The sequence below is a fragment of the Flavihumibacter cheonanensis genome (genome assembly GCF_022352215.1).
GTDB lineage: Bacteria > Bacteroidota > Bacteroidia > Chitinophagales > Chitinophagaceae > Flavihumibacter > Flavihumibacter cheonanensis.
The window spans coordinates 60,228-78,146 of record NZ_JAKRWF010000006.1; the positions used below are offsets into that span (position 1 = coordinate 60,228).

12 protein-coding genes are annotated in these 17,919 nt (G+C 43.5%); 10 read left to right on the forward strand and 2 right to left on the reverse strand.

Annotation, left to right across the window (positions count from 1 at the left end; all coding sequences use genetic code 11):
* Positions 1–50: 50 nt before the first annotated feature.
* The 9 genes from MD536_RS20130 to MD536_RS20170 all read left to right on the forward strand — a co-directional run bounded on the left by MD536_RS20130 (position 51) and on the right by MD536_RS20170 (position 12,116).
* Complete coding sequence (locus MD536_RS20130; RefSeq protein ID WP_239603455.1) at positions 51–413, forward strand: BlaI/MecI/CopY family transcriptional regulator; 363 nt, start codon at positions 51–53, stop codon at positions 411–413.
* A gap of 3 nt (positions 414–416) precedes the next feature.
* A complete protein-coding gene (locus tag MD536_RS20135) occupies positions 417–2,303 on the forward strand; it encodes an N-acetylmuramoyl-L-alanine amidase (protein ID WP_239603459.1) in 1,887 nt (628 codons plus the stop codon).
* Positions 2,304–2,387: 84 nt separating this feature from the next.
* Positions 2,388–5,315, forward strand: coding sequence for a glycoside hydrolase family 3 N-terminal domain-containing protein (locus tag MD536_RS20140; RefSeq protein ID WP_239603461.1), 2,928 nt, complete (start codon positions 2,388–2,390; stop codon positions 5,313–5,315).
* Between the two features lie 126 nt (positions 5,316–5,441).
* The gene (eno, locus tag MD536_RS20145) at positions 5,442–6,728 is read left to right on the forward strand and encodes a phosphopyruvate hydratase (protein WP_239603464.1); all 1,287 of its coding nucleotides are present in this window, start codon (positions 5,442–5,444) and stop codon (positions 6,726–6,728) included.
* A 47-nt stretch (positions 6,729–6,775) separates the two neighbouring features.
* Entirely contained in the window at positions 6,776–7,078 is a 303-nt protein-coding gene (locus tag MD536_RS20150; protein WP_239603466.1) for an FtsB family cell division protein, read from the forward strand.
* Between the two features lie 182 nt (positions 7,079–7,260).
* On the forward strand, positions 7,261–7,491 hold the full coding sequence (locus tag MD536_RS20155; protein WP_239603467.1) for a hypothetical protein: 231 nt from the start codon (positions 7,261–7,263) through the stop codon (positions 7,489–7,491).
* Complete coding sequence (gene nth, locus MD536_RS20160; protein ID WP_239603470.1) at positions 7,488–8,159, forward strand: endonuclease III; 672 nt, start codon at positions 7,488–7,490, stop codon at positions 8,157–8,159. The genes MD536_RS20155 and nth overlap by 4 nt, the downstream gene beginning before the upstream one ends.
* A gap of 229 nt (positions 8,160–8,388) precedes the next feature.
* Positions 8,389–9,687: a murein L,D-transpeptidase catalytic domain-containing protein gene (locus MD536_RS20165; protein ID WP_239603472.1), complete on the forward strand. Its 1,299-nt coding sequence runs from the start codon at positions 8,389–8,391 to the stop codon at positions 9,685–9,687.
* 47 nt (positions 9,688–9,734) lie between these two features.
* Positions 9,735–12,116, forward strand: a complete 2,382-nt coding sequence (locus tag MD536_RS20170; protein WP_239603475.1) for a hypothetical protein — start codon at positions 9,735–9,737, stop codon at positions 12,114–12,116.
* On the opposite strand, the gene MD536_RS20175 is transcribed toward MD536_RS20170, so the two are convergent.
* Together MD536_RS20175 and MD536_RS20180 are read right to left on the reverse strand one after the other, a co-directional pair.
* Positions 12,107–15,736 (reverse strand): BamA/TamA family outer membrane protein, encoded by a 3,630-nt coding sequence (locus MD536_RS20175; protein ID WP_239603479.1) that lies wholly within the window; start codon positions 15,734–15,736, stop codon positions 12,107–12,109. The genes MD536_RS20170 and MD536_RS20175 overlap by 10 nt on opposite strands.
* Positions 15,733–16,608 (reverse strand): SdiA-regulated domain-containing protein, encoded by an 876-nt coding sequence (locus tag MD536_RS20180; RefSeq protein WP_239603480.1) that lies wholly within the window; start codon positions 16,606–16,608, stop codon positions 15,733–15,735. The genes MD536_RS20175 and MD536_RS20180 overlap by 4 nt, the downstream gene beginning before the upstream one ends.
* Positions 16,609–16,676: 68 nt before the next feature.
* Here MD536_RS20180 and MD536_RS20185 point away from each other — a divergent pair, with 68 nt between their 5' ends.
* The gene (locus MD536_RS20185; RefSeq protein ID WP_239603482.1) at positions 16,677–17,915 is read left to right on the forward strand and encodes a Pycsar system effector family protein; all 1,239 of its coding nucleotides are present in this window, start codon (positions 16,677–16,679) and stop codon (positions 17,913–17,915) included.
* Positions 17,916–17,919: the final 4 nt, after the last annotated feature.

The window sequence follows — 17,919 nt, forward strand, 5'->3', positions numbered from 1 at the left end:
GCATAACTAAAAATATAGTTTTAGATTGCTATGACTAAATTATTAGTTATATGAAATCGTTGACAAAAGCCGAAGAGGAAGTAATGCAGGTTTTGTGGGGAATTGGCCAGGGATTCTTAAAGGATATTATGGAAGCTACGGATCAACCCAAGCCGCACTCCAATACCATTGCCACGATACTCAAAATTCTGATCGAAAAAGGATTTGTGGAAGCAATACAGCAGGGAAGGAATAACTTATATCGTCCTCTGATCAGTAAAGCGGATTATGGCAAGCGATCCGTTCAGCAACTGGTAAAAGGATATTTTGAAGGATCCGCTTCCAACCTGGTGAGCCAGTTTGTGAAGGATGAGAAAATATCTGTTGATGAACTGGAAGCACTTCTGAAACAGATTCGATCAGCTAAAAAATAAGCTATGCTCCCGTATTTATTATACATCTTCAAAATGCTTGTTTGCTCAGCTATCCTGCTGGGTTATTATTGGATCTTTCTACGAAATCAGCGTTTTCATCAGTATAACCGGTATTACCTTTTAGGAGTGCTGGTCATCTCAATAGTCCTTCCGTTGCTTCATTTTGATTTGTCATTCTTTAATAAAGGCATTATCAGCCAGACTGTAATCCGGACTATCGAGGTAATCACTGTGTATGGGGAAGGAGAAAATGTAGATGTAAGTCCTATTGGGTCGATGCTGAAAACAATTACATTTTTAAAGCTGATTTATGCTGCAGGTATTGGTATTGGTTTTTGGGAATTGGGTATCGCGCTTCGAAGGATTCACAGAATGAGAAAAATCTATAGAGGTGAGCAACTGGATGATATTACAATTTATCATACCAGTGAAAAAGGTACACCCTTTTCATTTTTCCGATCTGTTTTTTGGAACGACAAGGTTTCATTGAATAGCAGAGCCGGGCAACAGATTTTCAGGCATGAACTCTACCATATACGGCAATATCACAGCCTCGATATCTTCTTTTGCCAGCTGGTTGTCCTGGTTTACTGGTTTAATCCTTTTTACTATCTGATAAGGCATGAATTAAAGGCTGTTCATGAGTATCTAGCGGATCAGCATGCTATAGGGAATGATGGTCCACTCGAATACGCAGAGATTTTGCTGGAACGCAGTATTCAGGAAAAGCAACTAGCCCTTACCCATCCATTTTTTCAGTCACAACTTAAACGTCGAATAACCATGTTAACCATTAAACCTTTCCAAAAATCCGGCTACCTTAGCCGGGTGATGGCCCTGCCTTTGGTTGCCAGCCTTTCCTTTCTGTTAGTTGCCTTTGTAGTTCGTAAACCATCCGAAACCGGTTTTGTTGCTAAAGAGCCGGTTACCATTGTAGTGGATGCGGGGCACGGCGGACCAGATCCTGGTGTTAAATTACCTGATGGACAGACAGAGCAGCAACTGGCATTAGCGATTAGCCGGCAAATTGCCAGTCTGGCTCCTGAGTACAATGTTAAGGTGCTACTCACCAGAACAGAGGAATCACTTCCTAATGATTTGGTAGATCCAGAGGTAGCAAACGCATGGCGCGTTACCTATTCCAATTCCATACAGCCAGACTTGTTGTTGTCTATTCATTTAAACGCAAGTAACAATACAAATTTGAATGGGTACGAGATCTACGTTCCCCGGTCAAACGGGCCGCACCAACAATTAAAAGCCTCCCAAACGGCAGCTCAAATTCTGCAAAATCAGTTAGATGCAGTCGTCAAAGTAAATGGCATAAAAGAACGGAAGAACCAGGGCATCTGGGTGCTTGACAAAGCTGAAAGTCCTGCTTTACTAATTGAGTGTGGTTTCCTCACCAACCCTGATGATTATACATTTATAAAGGAGTCTCATAACCAGGAAACTCTTGCACGGAAAATTCTTGAGTCTGTCGTATTGTTTGCGGAATATCAACGAGGTAATAAGAATGTTCATTTAGATACAGTTCCGGTTAAAAAAACACCGATGAGAGAGGATATTACATTCACTCAGGCCGAACATATGCCATTCTACCCCGGTGGTAAAGAAGCCTGGCAAAAGTTTTTAAACACTACCCTTCGATATCCCCAGGAAGCCATTGATTCCGAAACAACAGGCACCGTATTACTTGGCTTTGTAGTTAGAGCAGACAGCACTTTAGCGGATATTTCGATTCTCAATGAACCCGGTAAAGGACTTGGACTGGAAGCCAAACGAGTATTGGAAGCCAGCGGTAAGTGGGCCCCGGCAAAGCAAAATGGCCAACCGGTCAACTGTTACTTTAAACAGCCCATTACCTTTATGCTCGAACGGGAGTTTTGATTTGATTCCACCGGACGGGTGGCACCCGTCCGGTGGATGCGGGAATTTGCTGAATTATGCGGCATTTTTCAATAACTTAGGCAGATGAAACAAACCTGGTTATTGGCAGCTGCCCTGCTCGCAGCCGGCAGCCTTACGGCACAAAAGAAATCTGCCCTGAATGCAGATCAATGGGTAGACAGTGTGTTCAAGACACTGAACAATGATCAAAAGATCGCCCAGTTAATGATTGTCCGAAGTTCCGGTATGAAAAACGGGATACCCGTTTTTTACGATAAGGAAGTGGAAGAGGCAATCAAAAAATACAATGTCGGTGGCATCTGTGTTTTCCAGGGCGGGCCTCTTCAGCATGCCCTACGCATCAATAATTTTCAGCAACTGGCTAAAACTCCCTTACTGGTAACCGTAGACGGAGAATGGGGATTGGGTATGCGTTTCGATAGCGTGATGAGTTTGCCTCGCCAGGTAATGCTGGGCGCAACCAACGATCCTTCGCTAATGTATGATTATGGGAAGGCTGTGGCGGAACAGTGCAAGCGGGTGGGTATCCAGGTAAACTATGCACCGGTGGTGGATATCAATAACAATCCGGCGAATCCTGTAATCGGAGAACGTTCTGCAGGTGAGGATAAAATTAAAGTTACTGAGTTAGGTATCCAGTATATGAAAGGCCTGCAGGACCATGGAGTGATGGCCTGTGCCAAACATTTTCCCGGTCACGGTGATGTTGCCGTTGATTCGCATTATGACCTGCCGGTTATTGCTAAGTCGCGCCAGGAACTGGATTCCTTGGAACTCTATCCCTTTCGCAAAATGATCGAAGCCGGTGTAGGTAGCGTAATGGTTGGGCACCTGGCCGTTCCTGCCATTGATGATGCCAAAAACCGACCCAGCTCGGTATCAGCCAAACACATTAATGAACTCCTGAGAAAGGAGCTCGGTTTTAAAGGCCTGACCTTCACCGATGCCCTGGAAATGAAAGGTATCGCGAATTATTACCCCGATGGGGAAGCGTCGGCTCAATCATTAATAGCGGGAAACGACCTGCTTTGCCTGCCGGGTGATATAGCGGGAGGAATACAGGCAGTTAAAAAAGCCATCCGCAAAAAACAACTTACCTGGGCCAGTATTAATGAAAAAGTACGGAAAGTTCTGTATGCCAAGTACCAATATGGCCTTGCCAATATAAATCCGATCGACCTTCACAACTTAACGGCGGACCTGAATAAAGATATTCCTGCTCTCCGCCGAAGAGTGGCGGAGGAAGCAATTACTGTTTTACGCAATGAAAACAGGGCCATTTTTCCGCTTCAGCCGGGAACCAACCGCAGGGTTGCCTATGTAGCCATTGGAACCAACCAGGATAATGTGCTAGCTAACCGAATGCGTAAAGACTATGGTGCCCATACCTATTTTTTCAATAATAAGCTGGATGAAAATGCTGCCAATTCGCTCATTCAATTTATGATTGGACAGTACGATGTTGTAATTGCCGGAATACATTCCTACAACCGGACACCAGCCCGCAATTTTGGATTAAATCCTGCTGGTTTACATCTGCTTGGGCATCTGCGGGATAATATCCCAACTATTACCGTGTTTTTTGGCAATCCCTATGCCATTAAAAATTCCTGTGACAATAAGGTTTTGCTGGCAGCCTATGATGACGATCCCATTACTCAGGAAACAGCCGCTGATCTGATAAATGGAAAAATTCGTCCCAAAGGAAAATTGCCCGTTTCCGTATGCCCTGAACTTTCCGTTGGAACCGGCCTTGTAACACAGCGACTGCTTCCTGAAACCTGGCCTGGTAATCTTGGCTTCAGATACGACCACTTGGTAAAAATTGACTCTGTTTGCCTGGATGCTATTAAACAACAAGCCATTCCAGGGGCAGTTGTGTTGGTAGCCCGGGACGGGAAGATCGCTTTTGAACGGTCCTACGGCACCTATGCTTACAATGATTCCACCCCTATGTATTGTGAAACCATCTTTGATATGGCTTCCGTCACAAAAATCATGGCAACTACCTTGTCTGTCATGAAATTGGTGGATGAAGGAAGGCTGGATATCAATAAAACCCTTGGTGATTACCTTGAATGGACCAAGGGGTCCAATAAAGCCGGATTGAGGATCAAGGATATTTTATTACACGAAGCCGGGCTAAAGTCCTTTATTCCATTTTACCGGGAAACGATAGATCCGGTTGATGGGAGTCCGAATGGCGCCATTTACTCCAACCGGCCCGATAGCGTTTACGCCATTCGGGTGGCAGAAAACCTTTTTTTACGAAAGGATTTTACAGATACCCTGCATAAGCGCATTTTACAGAGTGAACTCGGGCCATCAGGTAAATACGTGTACAGCGATAATGATTTTATCTTTCTGGGAAGAATAGTAGAAGCTATCACGGGTCAGGATCTGGACACCTACGCCCGATCCACTTTTTATGAGCCGCTCGGGCTCACCCATACAGGATTTAAGCCAAGAACCCGATTCCCCGCATCGTATATGGCCCCTACTGAAACAGAACCTGTATTCCGGAAACAACGTTTACAAGGGGATGTGCACGATCCCGGTGCCGCTATGTTTGGTGGTGTGGCTGGCCATGCAGGACTCTTCAGCACGGCTTATGACCTGGCGGTATTATCCCAGTTGCTGCTAAGTAAGGGGACACTACAGGGGCAAACATTTTTCAAACCTTCCACAGTGGATCTGTTTACGGTGTATGCCAGCGGGATCAGTCGCCGCGCATTGGGTTTTGATAAACCGGAGCGTGATAATCCCATTCGCAAAGAACCCTATCCAGCAACCTATGCATCTCCTGAAACCTATGGTCATACTGGTTTTACAGGCACCTGTGTATGGATTGATCCCAAATACAACCTTACCTATATTTTTCTTAGTAACCGGGTAGTGAATAACGGTGATCCCAATAAATTTTTGAGAATGAGTGTGCGACCGAAAGTGCAGGATATCATTTATCGGTCTATGGGAGTTGGTGAAAACTGAGGCAAGGTGACGTCTCACGTCTCACGTCTGACGTCTCATATCTGACGTCTCACGTTTCACTTTTCCTTACATTTGTGTCCGTTTGCTGTACACACATTCATCTCAAAACCAAACAAGCAAAAAACAATGAGTTACATTTCCGAAGTACATGCCCGGCAGATATTGGATAGCCGTGGTAATCCCACTGTTGAAGTTGATGTAATAACCGATGAAGGTGCACTTGGCCGCGCTGCCGTTCCCAGTGGCGCCAGTACCGGAATTCATGAAGCGGTTGAGCTTCGGGACAACGATAAGAAAAAATATGTAGGAAAGGGTGTTTTGAAAGCGGTAAAGAATGTAAATACAGTAATCGCAGACAAGCTGCTGGGTTGGGACGTATCTGACCAGGCCGGCATCGACAACCTGATGATTCAATTGGATGGCACTCCGAATAAAGCTAAGCTGGGTGCCAATGCCTTGCTGGCTGTTTCTATGGCTGCTGCCAAAGCTGCTGCAATTGAAGCAGGCTTATCCCTCTACCGGTATATTGGTGGGACCAATGCTAAAACATTGCCAGTTCCAATGATGAACATCCTGAATGGTGGTGCTCATGCGGATAATAAAATTGATTTCCAGGAATTCATGATCATGCCGGTTGGTGCACCCAGTTTTTCTGAAGGTTTGCGTTGGGGGGTAGAAATTTTTCACACTTTGAAATCCGTTCTTAAAAAGAAGGGCTACAGTACCAATGTGGGTGATGAAGGTGGATTTGCTCCCAACATCCAGAGTAATGAAGAGGCTATCGAAACTGTTCTGGAAGCCATTTCCGCAGCAGGTTATAAAACCGGATCACAGATCGTGATTGCAATGGATGCGGCAAACTCTGAACTATGGGATGCGAAAACCAAAAAGTATATTTTCCATAAGAGCGATGGTAAAAAAATGAGCCCTGATCAACTGGTAAAATACTGGGAAAGCTGGGTGAAACAGTACCCTATTGCATCCATTGAAGATGGTATGGCAGAAGACGACTGGAATGGCTGGAAAGCTTTGACTGATGCAGTGGGAACCAAGTGCCAGCTGGTGGGTGATGACCTTTTTGTAACCAATGTTACCCGTCTGCAACAAGGTATCGACAAGAAAATCGGCAACGGTTTGCTGGTAAAAGTGAACCAGATCGGAACCATAACTGAAACCATCAACGCCGTAACACTGGCTCAGCACAACGGATACAATACGATCATGAGTCATCGTAGTGGAGAAACCGAAGATACCACCATCGCTGACCTGGCTGTGGCATTGAATTGCGGACAAATCAAGACCGGTTCTGCCAGCCGTACCGACCGTATGGCCAAGTACAACCAACTTATCCGCATTGAAGAAATGCTGAATGAAACGGCTATCTATCCGAAAAATCTTAAATTCGGAAAATAAACTACTCAAACAGTCGGATAGCAAAACTATCCGGCTGTTCTTTACCCATGCAGCAAATCCTTTCCCATATCCCGGGTTTCCTTAAGAATAAATATATTCTTACAGTCCTTTTCTTTGCAGTTTGGATGGTGTTTTTTGACGACCGGGATATCATTACAACCCACTTCCGTTATAAAAAAGAATTGAGGAACCTGGAGAATAGCAAAGCCTATTATCAGGAACAGATTACTGAGACCAGGAAAGAACTGGAACAATTGAAAAATGATCCTCAAACCCTGGAACGTTATGCCCGCGAAAAATATCGCATGAAAAGGGCTGAAGAAGATCTCTATATTATTGAAGATCAATAATTAGCGATTATATTTTGGAAAATTGTAAGATTCCCCTTACTTACTGTAGAAAGGCTTCGAAAAAAAAGTAAAATTATTTTTAGGTTATCGCAATAATCTATTTATAACGATCGTTTTATAACCGGACGAAACCCCGGACTGGACCCCGGGTAATTTATTTACTGGACAAAAATGGTTTGCTTATGTCAATCTTTACACAGGAAGATTTACTACTCTATTTGTACAAAGAAACTTCCGCTCAACAAAACGCTTTAATCGAAGCTGCCCTTCAACAGGATTATGAACTCCGTAAGAGTTTAGCTACCTTGCAGGAATCCATCCAATTACTTGATCAGCCTTCTGTAGCACCCCGTACCGAGGTGGTATTGAATGTTCTGAACTATGCGAGAGAAGCGGTGGAAACCGGCGCATGACGATTAAAGAAAGGTATTCTAAAGTAATAGCGTTTTTCCAACAACAGGCCCCCAATGCCGAAACGGAATTATTGTATGATAACCCGTTTCAGTTATTGGTGGCCGTTGTCTTATCAGCCCAATGTACGGACAAGCGGGTCAATCTCACCACTCCCGCCCTATTTGAGCGCTTTCCAGATGCAGCAGCACTTTCCAACGCCTCGGTGGAGGAGATTTTCACTCTTATAAGAAGCATTTCCTACCCAAATAACAAAGCCAAACATCTGGTCGGACTGGGGAAAATGTTGATGGAGCAATTTGATGGTGAGGTTCCCATGACCGTCGAAGAGTTGATTAAGCTTCCAGGGGTGGGCAGGAAAACAGCCAATGTTATAACCTCTGTTGTGGATGCTCAGCCGAATATGGCAGTCGATACTCATGTTTTCAGAGTTTCTGCGAGATTAGGGTTAACAAAAAATGCCAGAACCCCGCTGGCAGCAGAAAAACAATTGATCCGGCATCTTCCCAAAGAGCTTGTGCATATTGCGCACCATTGGTTAATTCTTCATGGTAGGTATGTTTGCACCGCAAGATCCCCTCAATGTTCAGGTTGTGGCCTAAGGGATATTTGTGTTTTTTACAAGCGTGTTCAAGCAAAACAACCAACCAAAACTACTCATGGTAAATAGGTAGTTTAAGGGCTTATCTGTATAAAAAACTACTGTTTATTCGTCGAAAAATGTTGTCCGTTCGTCGAAGGGATAAAATGCAATGTTCTGAAAATCAAACAAATAAACCTACTCGTAAGTTTACTATAGGGTAAATTCAGCAGATTTTACCTTGCGGCTCAGCATAAAAGCTGCTACTTTTCGTTTTAGTTATAATCCGCATTCTGTTAAAAACGAAAATGTACCCCTTATGAACACTAAGCTCTACGTAGCTGGAATTAGCGGCTGTTTGCTATTGCTGATTGCAATATACCAGCCGTTCGTTCGATTCACTTCTAAATCCGTTGCACAATCCACTGAAGATTTATCCGCTGGTCGATCTGTTCTGAATTATGAGCAGGCTGCCATACCAGGGCTTGAGGTTAAAACCCCGGCTAAAGTTGCGATAGTAAACAAGGCTGAAGTCGCGGAGATTCGCAAAAATCCTAAAAAAGTTAAAGCTGTTCTGGCTAAAACCCAGCCAAAAGCCAAAACAATCAGTGAGATTGAACCAGTAATTAAAAAATCTGAAGAAATAGTTGCCAGTTTGCTTAAAAAAGAAACGGAAGAGGATAATCTGCATCCATATGTTGCATCCAGCAAAACTGCAAGTCGTAGAGTAAAAAATAAAACACCAAAACCTGAAGTAGAGATGCCTGATGAGGTATTGGTGAATGCAAGTCCGAAGCGCCCGGGAAGAACAGTTATCAATTACGAAAATGAAGAAACCGTTGTAAATACTTCGTATAAAACAGAAGCGGAAAATACTGTTAATACAAGTAAGGATCGATTCCCACATGGAAATGAGGCAACGGATGAAGTTCGGGTTGAAAGTGGAGCAGATGCAGCTGTTGCGGTGGCTAAGGTTGAAAAGAAAGAAAAAACCTACAGTTTCCGTGGCAAAACAGAGGTTAAGTCCAGTTTGTATAAATACATTCCTCCTTTCTGGGATGGTTTTTCTCCTGAAATCGGAAATGAATCGGCGGATCGCACAGAAGTTATCCAAAAAGCTAAAAAGCTGGCGGCAATGGCGAATAAAGGGGGTTACAACAATGAATATGCATTCCTGCTGGATATGAGCGTAAAATCCAACAAGTATCGTTTTTTCATTGTGAACCTGAAAACAATGAGGATTGAAAAGAGTGCGCTGGTTGCACAGGGAAGAGGTAAACTAAACCTGAATCTGGATAAGGAATATTCCAATACTCCGGGCAGTAACTGCAGTTCACTGGGTGTTTATAAAGTTGGTAAGTCTTACCAGGGTGATTTCGGCCTTTCCTACCGTTTACATGGATTGGAAACATCCAATAACAATGCACTGAAACGTTATATTGTACTTCATGCTATGGGAACAGTTCCGGATATTGAAACCAATTTCCCGATCTGGCAAAGTGAAGGCTGTCCTTCGGTTGCGCCAAAAATCATGGAAAAGCTGAGCAATATGATAGATAACAGCAAGAAACCCATCCTGATGTGGATGTATGACGACACCTACATCCCCATGATGTAGAATTGGTTAATTTTGTAGTCGTTTGCATTAAGGCAACGGTCAACAAAATGGAACCGAATCATTACGGGGAACTGGAAATTCAATCCCGATTATCCTTCGCCCCACTGGTAGATGCCTGGGCTAAAACAGCTGCAGAAGGCAGACCTGGAACGCGCAAGCTCTACCAAACATTACTGGATCGAATTAAACGGCATCCTGAACTGCTGGAGCCGATTGAAGATATCTCCATTTTAAAGGAACACGAGGAATGGGTAGACATGTTAATGGCTACCCTTTTCCCTGTTTCCTACTCTGACCAGGAAGATCTTTATGGAGTAGGGCTCCCATTTGGCAGGGAAATGATTTATTGCAGTAAACGTTTTCGGGAGTTATTCCTGGATGCATCCGGTCAGTTGAACCGCATTCCTGAAGCTGTAGCTACCCAGCACCTTCAGGAAGAAAAATGCGCATCTGCTTATAAATTGATCCTTTCTCAGTTATACGGCCAGAATATTGACGGAAATGTAACCAGTATTGTGAAATTGCCCAATCCTGAAACGGGACTGGATATTTATTATGAACTTGATCTGGATACAACCTTTATTAAAGTACATGCACAGGGTGAACTCCCGGATGTTTCCGGTTTACCGCAATGTTGTAATGTAACAGATGTGTTACAGCAGGATGAGCTGCGAAAACTCTTTCCACTTGAAAAATTCCGGTTTGAAGGAATTACCGTTGTACGTATCAAGGATGTAACGCATCGGGAGGTTATAAACTCCATCAAAAATATCTTACTGGAACAGCATGGTTTTGGAGAAAACCAGGTATTCCATCAAATAGAGCGGCAGGTTCAGGCATTGATGGGCATTCCTGATCTGAAAATGGGGGTCACTCCGTTTTTTAGGGTCAATGAACATCAGATTGTAGCTGAACAATTCACACATCACAGTTTTCTGCTTAAAACTGATAATAGTCAAAAAGGAACTGATCACCTCTGTAAGATCTTTCAGGAATTATTTAAAGAAACCGATCAGCCCTTACTGATCTCATCAATAACGGATGAGTGGTTGGAGCGCTATCCGATGCTAATAAATCTTACTTCCATCGGTTATTACAGTGCAGCTTTTTTCCCATTAAAAAGTGTTGGAAAATTAATTGGTATTCTATCGGTGGTGCATAAAGAAGCTCATGCAATTAAACACCAGCACCTGAATGAGGCTGTGGAAGCCATTCCGCTTTTTGTATTGGCTATGGAACAGGCTGCGGAAACGCTGGATAATGAAGTTGACAAAGTTATCAAACAGCATTTCACAGCAGTACAAAGCTCAGTAGAATGGAAATTCACGGAAGCGGCACTTCAGTTTATCGCAACTAAGACAAAAGGAGGAAAAGCGAAGATTGAACCAATTGTATTTGACCAGGTGTTTCCATTGTATGGGGCTATTGATATTCGCAATTCTTCCATTGAGCGTAACCATGCCATTCAACAGGATTTGCTGGAGCAGCTAAAGTACGCGGGAGAAGTAGTGCAGAAAGCGAAGGAAAAAACAAATATGCCCTTGCTTCAGGAAGTGGCCTATCGAATTGAGAAATACAGTTACAATGTCTCCAATATCCTGTTTTCCGGTGATGAGGTTATCATAGATCACTTTCTTCGGAATGAAGTGGTGGAACTATTTGAACATCTCCGTGTTTTGCTTCCCGAACTAGGAACGTTCATAGATGGATATTTTGAACAGATAGATCCTTCGATTCGTTTAAAAGTTACTCACAGACACGAGTTTGAAGAAAGCATAACATTTATCAATCAGGAACTTGCCCGCTTTATCGATGCAGAACAGGATGCTGCCCAAAAAATTTATCCGCATTATTTTGAACGGTTTGTGACCGACGGGGTAGATTTTAATATGTATATCGGACAGTCCATTACTCCGGACAAACCTTTTGATACTTTTTATCTGAAGAATCTGAAGATGTGGCAATTGACGACGCTTACCAAAGCTGCCAGGCTGGCTAACCAGTTGCAGACAAGGATGGCCAATCCCTTAAAAACAACACAACTGATACTTGCTCACAGTGTTCCGATTTCTATCAGTTTCAGAACCGCCGAGCGAAAATTTGATGTGGATGGCGCTTATAATATTCGCTATGAAATTATCAAGAAACGAATTGATAAAGTTCATGTAAAGGGTAGTAATGAAAGGCTAACCCAACCCGGCAAACTGGCAATTGTTTTCTCTCAGTCGCGGGAAGCTTCAGAATACCTGGATTACATTGAGTTCCTTCAAAATCAACGCATGTTGCTGCATGATCTGGAACAGCTGGAATTGGAAGAATTGCAGGGAGTGGTAGGACTAAAAGCACTACGGGTAAGTATCAATATGGAGCCGGATGAATCTGAAAACACCGTGAACAAGCCCGAAATTATTAAGATCGTTCAGAATTGAAATCCCAGGCTGACAAAGGGAAGTCCGCCTTCTTCTGACTGACCATAACAGGCTACCATAACAAACCGGTTGGCTGGTGCCAGCCAGATGCCGCCACCATATCCCAGGTGCCAGCGCCTGGAACTTTCGTTCTTTAACCAAACCCGGCCAACATCCTGAAAGAATAACAGTCCGAGGGTGCCCGGCAAAATATATCCTCTGAGTTCCGTCAGCCTGATCCGAAGGTCCAGGTTATTGTAGAATCGTTTGTCTCCAGCGAATCTGAAATTACGGTACCCCCTTAGACTTTCATTCCCACCCAGGTATTGGGCCTGGAAAAATTCGTAACTCCCATAGTTGGCACCACCACCAATTCTTCCAGCTAACACTACCTGGTTTGGAGCCATCAGGTTAATAAAATAGGAGAAGGTGGATTCCCATTGCGTAAATGAATTGGAGACGCTGCTAACCCCGTTTATCCATCTCGCTGTATTCATCCAATGTACACCCCTGGTGGGAACAGTTTGATTATTTCGTGTATCCAATACCGTTTGAGCCTGCAAGCCCAGATAGGTTTTTTTCTGCTTTAGTCGCTCCTGATCCAGGCCGCTCTCCGGTTTTGTAATAAAGCGATCCTGATTGTCATCGTAATCAATCCAGTAATGTTGAAATACAGGGCCTGCATTCAACTGTAGAGAAGGTACCGGATGATACTTTGCAAGTGCAGCCAATTCGAAAAGGTTAAAGCGGGATCGGTAATATGTGATATTGATCTGGTCGTTTTTTACAAATTTTGTCTGATTTCCAAATCCAAAGAAGTTTCGGGTATTATTAGGGGCTTTCAGGTTGGCAAAAAATCGAAAGGCGGGAGCGTCAAATAAATATCGAAACTGGTAAGCACCTGTTGCAACTGCATAATAAGCATTGAATTGATGCTGGTAGGCAAAAGGTTCTTTTCGGAACCGGTGATGTGTGGATCGTACTCCTGCTCCCAGAAAAACACCATCATCCCTGTTGTAAGTTGCGAGCAGCAGAGGCGTTGTAATATTGTAACGAAAACTTTTCCGGTCGTAGTTGTGTACGGATGGTAAGTTGGAAAATTTTTTTCTCAGCTTGCCTGTGCCGCTTAATTGATTGGCTTCCTGTTCTATGTCGTACCATTTTATACCTGATGGCCGGTTGCCGGATTGACCAAGTACCAGGCTATCATTTCCTTCACCGCTTATGATGCGGATGGTAAAGTCTTTTGGCATTTCACCCCTGATACGAAATACATCGCTCCCTTTTAATCCATATAGTCTGAGTTCCCTGGTTACATAAGGGTCAATCAGTTGCTCAGAAAGTTTATCAGTCGGTTTCCCTTCTTTGTTAATATCAAAAATGGTCAACTTCAATTCACCCTTATTTTCCCATTCCAGTTCAAACCAGTCTTTTTTGTTCGATCCTGCAATATCAATTGTCCTGTGTAAAAAAGACTGGTATTCCAATACTTCGTCAATAAAAAATTGTTTTCTCCTTTTTAGAATAGAAGCAATAGTACCTGCCTGCAGGGGTTGAAGTTCTGTAGGTTGAGCCGCAAGGGCACTATCAATTACAACATCCGAAATTTCCTGAACCAATTGATTACTCAACTTCTCCCAATCCGATCTGCTGGTTCGGTTTAAAAAACTTCGGTCAAAATAACGGGCATTGTAATTAAAGCGATTGATATTCTCTGCCTGTACATTGAACCCCTGAAATTTTGGTAGTAGCCAGGATCTGCTAATAAGCCAGGGGATCCAGCCACGGTTGGTGAAGAAAGCCTGATCTCGGTCGCGTGGAATGGGAAAATAAATTCGACCTTCTTTTGTGTTTTGACTGCCCCAGCGCCATTGGTCATCATGGCGGTCAAAATCCATGATGAACATATCTAACAGGCGTGCTTTTAATACAGCCGCCTGATCAACTATATTATCATTGTCTTTACTGAGGGCTTCCAGTACTTTGTCTGTGCTATAGGTCTTGGTCAGCCCATCCGGTTCACGTGGTTCGAAAAGATAGAGTTTGTTGCCAAAATCAGCACGATAGTGACCCAGGGCAGGATCAGTTGGCAGAAAAACCAGCCTGGGTTTAGTATGAGGAATTCCGGTGGCTTTTGCTAAAGCGGGAACTGATAAGGCTGCATATGGATAAGAGGCTGAAATGCCATCAACAATCGCATCCTTTACAAAGGTTTGTCGCAGTTCTTCGGGAAGGGTTTTGTCAGGATATTTTTCAATACTTCTCAAGACATATTCCCTGCCAGTGCTGTCTTCCAGCCGGAGAGACCGGCTTTGCATACCACCACCCCGTTTCGTAGGATGTAATCCGCCGTTAAAATCTTTTATTGAGAAAACGGTCACTTTTACAGGTGTTGTCCATTCCTTCCGGTAATTGGATCCGAAAATTCGCTGCCTGAACCTGCTGGCCTTAAAGTAAGGAGCAGCCGCCAGCGAGATGCTGTCCGGTAAGTCTGAATTGGATAAACTGGCAGAATCTCGCGTTTTCGGTGCAGGAAGCAAAATTTCTTGCCGGTACACTTCCTGGTGGTTTATATCACCAGCTTCCATGAATACCAATTGCATTTTTCCATCTGTAAACCATTGCAGTTTTGCATAACCGGTAGTTGAAAAACTAATATGATCTACAGTGTTTTTTTTGTGCCGGGTTGACTTGGATCCGGCACCACTTACGATATAATGCTGGTTATTGAGCCGGATATGTTGCAACCCATGTTCATGACCGGCCAAACGGAGTACGCGTCCATGATAGGTTAACAGGGAGTCTATTCTGGACGACATGTTTTTGTATGCGGGATGATTGTTGTCCTGGATATTTCCAAAACCACCTCTCACGATGGGGTAGATGGAACCAATGAGGGGAAGGGGTATATAAAGTTTGGGATTGATCTCCGTCAGTGGGAAAAGATGTTGCCTGAACTGGTAATAACCTCCATGAATACCCGAAGAAACGAAAGGATGGTGACTCAGAAACAGAATGGTCTTTTCTCTGTTCCGGTACAGAATTTCCTGCAGGCGAAACAGTACTTCATCTTCGGTTTTGCAATCGCAGTCGTTGCTAATACCAGGTTTTTCTGTTTGATGCAGCCACCACTGACTATCCATAATGATAACTGTTAATTGATCATTCAGGTTTCGTTCTTCGGGGCCGGGACAGCCATTGGCAGGCAAGAAAAACAAGTTGGGAAGGTTGAGGTTTTGAATGTATTCCCCCTGGTTTTTTACCTGTTGCCAACCGTTACTGCGGCCCTTTGCCCAATCATGGTTGCCGGGAATAAAATAGATCTGATCTGCGAGTAGCTGTCCTGCTTTCCATTGAGTATCCAGAATAGCTTTGTACTTGGAGTAATTCCTGCTCTGTTCATCCGGTAAACCGGCAGGGTAGATATTATCTCCCAGGAAAAACAAGGCGTTAGCTTTCCTGTTTTTAGAATGCTGGCTTTGCAGCAGTTTGTTTAAAAGAGGGTGTTGATTATTTTTAAATTCACCAGCGTCTCCGATAAAGATTATTTCCTGCACTATTGAATCTGTTTGTGCCGATACCAGCATTGAAGCCAATACAAGGAAGAATACGAACAGCAATTTATTTGCTATAGGGTTCATTTAACTTCAATTTGAATGTTGTCCTCAAAATGCTTCGGATCAAATGGGAAAAAGAGCAGTGTGGCTTTTGATTGTCTTCCTTCATTTGAAATAAAGAGATCTCCATTTGGGGCAAAGCAAAGACCTTCCGGTTGTTGAAACAGGTCGGGATTCAATCCAACTACTGATTCCGGTTGTCCCTCCCTGTTACAGACGGCCAGTAGTTTGGCAGTTGAGGATAGCATATACAACTTACCGGTAATGGGATGAAACGCTGCTGCGGAAGGCTGAAATTCAATCGTATCGTCTTTGGCAAGCCTACGAAAAACATCCCATACTATTTGTATCACTGGCTGTTCTTCCAGTAGGTGCGTGTTCAGGTTAAATGCCCATCCGAAAACAACGGGTTCTGTTTGACCGCAGTTCTTACAAAATAGCAATAGTCGGTTCTGCTCCTGGTCATAGGCAATGCTTTCGAATTCTGTGTATTTACTAAAGCTCAGCGGGTAATCTGCCAGAAGTTTTCCATTTCGTCCGTCAAGCAGAAAAAGGCTGCCATCACTTCTTAGCACATAATATCCTTCTGGTGTTCGGACGATGTCTTCATAATCACCTTTTTCTCCAAAACTCAGGGTATTGATTTTACCTGAAGCTGTGGTGAGCACGAATAGTTTTCCCTGTTCATCGTTTATGGCAACCAATTGGTTATTGTTGTGAAAACTGATTCCCGATATTTCGCGAAGAGGTTTCTTAAGGAAGAGTGTATGGGAAGGCTGATTCGGATAACCTGGCAAGGCTGGCACAAAACAAACACCGCTCAGTTGATTACAGGATAAAAAGCCTGTTACAACCAGCAGCCATAAAAAACTATTCCAGGTAAAGCGGAGGAACATAACTGCAAGTTAGTTTGACCTGAGATTCAATGCTTGATTTGCGTTAATTTAGTTTAATAAACAGTTACATGGAAGCATACGCGGGCATTCTGGATAAGGCTGCTAACCAGGTTCGGCAACATTTTGAAAAAAACGTTCCGTCAACGCTTTATTTTCATGATCTCCACCATACACTACAGGTAGTTGATGCTTCCAGCCAGATGGCTGCAGCTATGCAGCTTCCGGAGGAAGACTGGCTGGCTTTACTGCTGGCTGCCTGGTTTCATGATACTGGGTATAGTTCAGCCTATGAGGGGCATGAAAAATCCAGTGTGGAAATTGCCCGTAAATTTTGCAAAGAGGAGGGATTGTCAGAAACCCTAATAGCTAAAATGAGTTCCTGTATTCTGGCTACAAGCATGCCTCAGTCGCCGGTCAGTCCTATTGAACAGATCATCTGTGATGCTGATATGGCGCATCTTGGCTCCGCCCACTACCCGGAGGAAAGTAAATTACTCAGAAAGGAAATCAATACGGTCTTTAATAAAGACATTAGTAAAAAAGCGTGGCGAAGAACAAATATTCGGTTTCTTCAGGAGCATCGGTATTTTACGGAATATGCGCGTACTCATTTTGAGCCGGTTAAACAGGCGCATTTAAATGCATTGCTCGATAAGGAAGCAGCTGCTAAAGGAGAAACTGTTGAAACCCCGGTAGGTACTATTGAAGATGTGCCTGCATCGGAGTCAACCAGTATTGAAAAGGAAAAGAAACTGGTTGATAAGACCAGTCAATCGCGAACAGACAGGGGAATTGCTACGATGTTCCGTATCATGAGTGAAAATCATGTGAGCCTTAGTCAAATGGCAGATAGCAAAGCCAATATTATGATCTCGGTAAATACCATTGTGTTATCTATACTGGTTTCTGTTTTATTGGGAAAATTGCAATATTACCCGCAGTTTATTCTGCCTACAGCTATACTGGCATTGGTTTGCCTGACAGCTGTAATCTTTGCCATACGCGCAACCCGCCCAACGGTAACGGGGGGTGTTTTTACGGAAGAAGACATTCGTCAGAAAAAGGCCAACCTCCTGTTCTTTGGCAATTTTTTTAAAATGGATCTGAAGGAATACGAATGGGGTATGAAAGAAATGATGAACGATAGTGAGTATCTGTACGATAGTATGATAAAAGATATTTATTACCTCGGTAAAGTGCTGGCCAGGAAATATCATTATTTACGTATTTCCTATAATGTATTTATGTATGGCCTGGTGGTAGCGGTTCTTTCTTTTGCAATTGCCAGTTTTATAGGAATGAAATAACCCG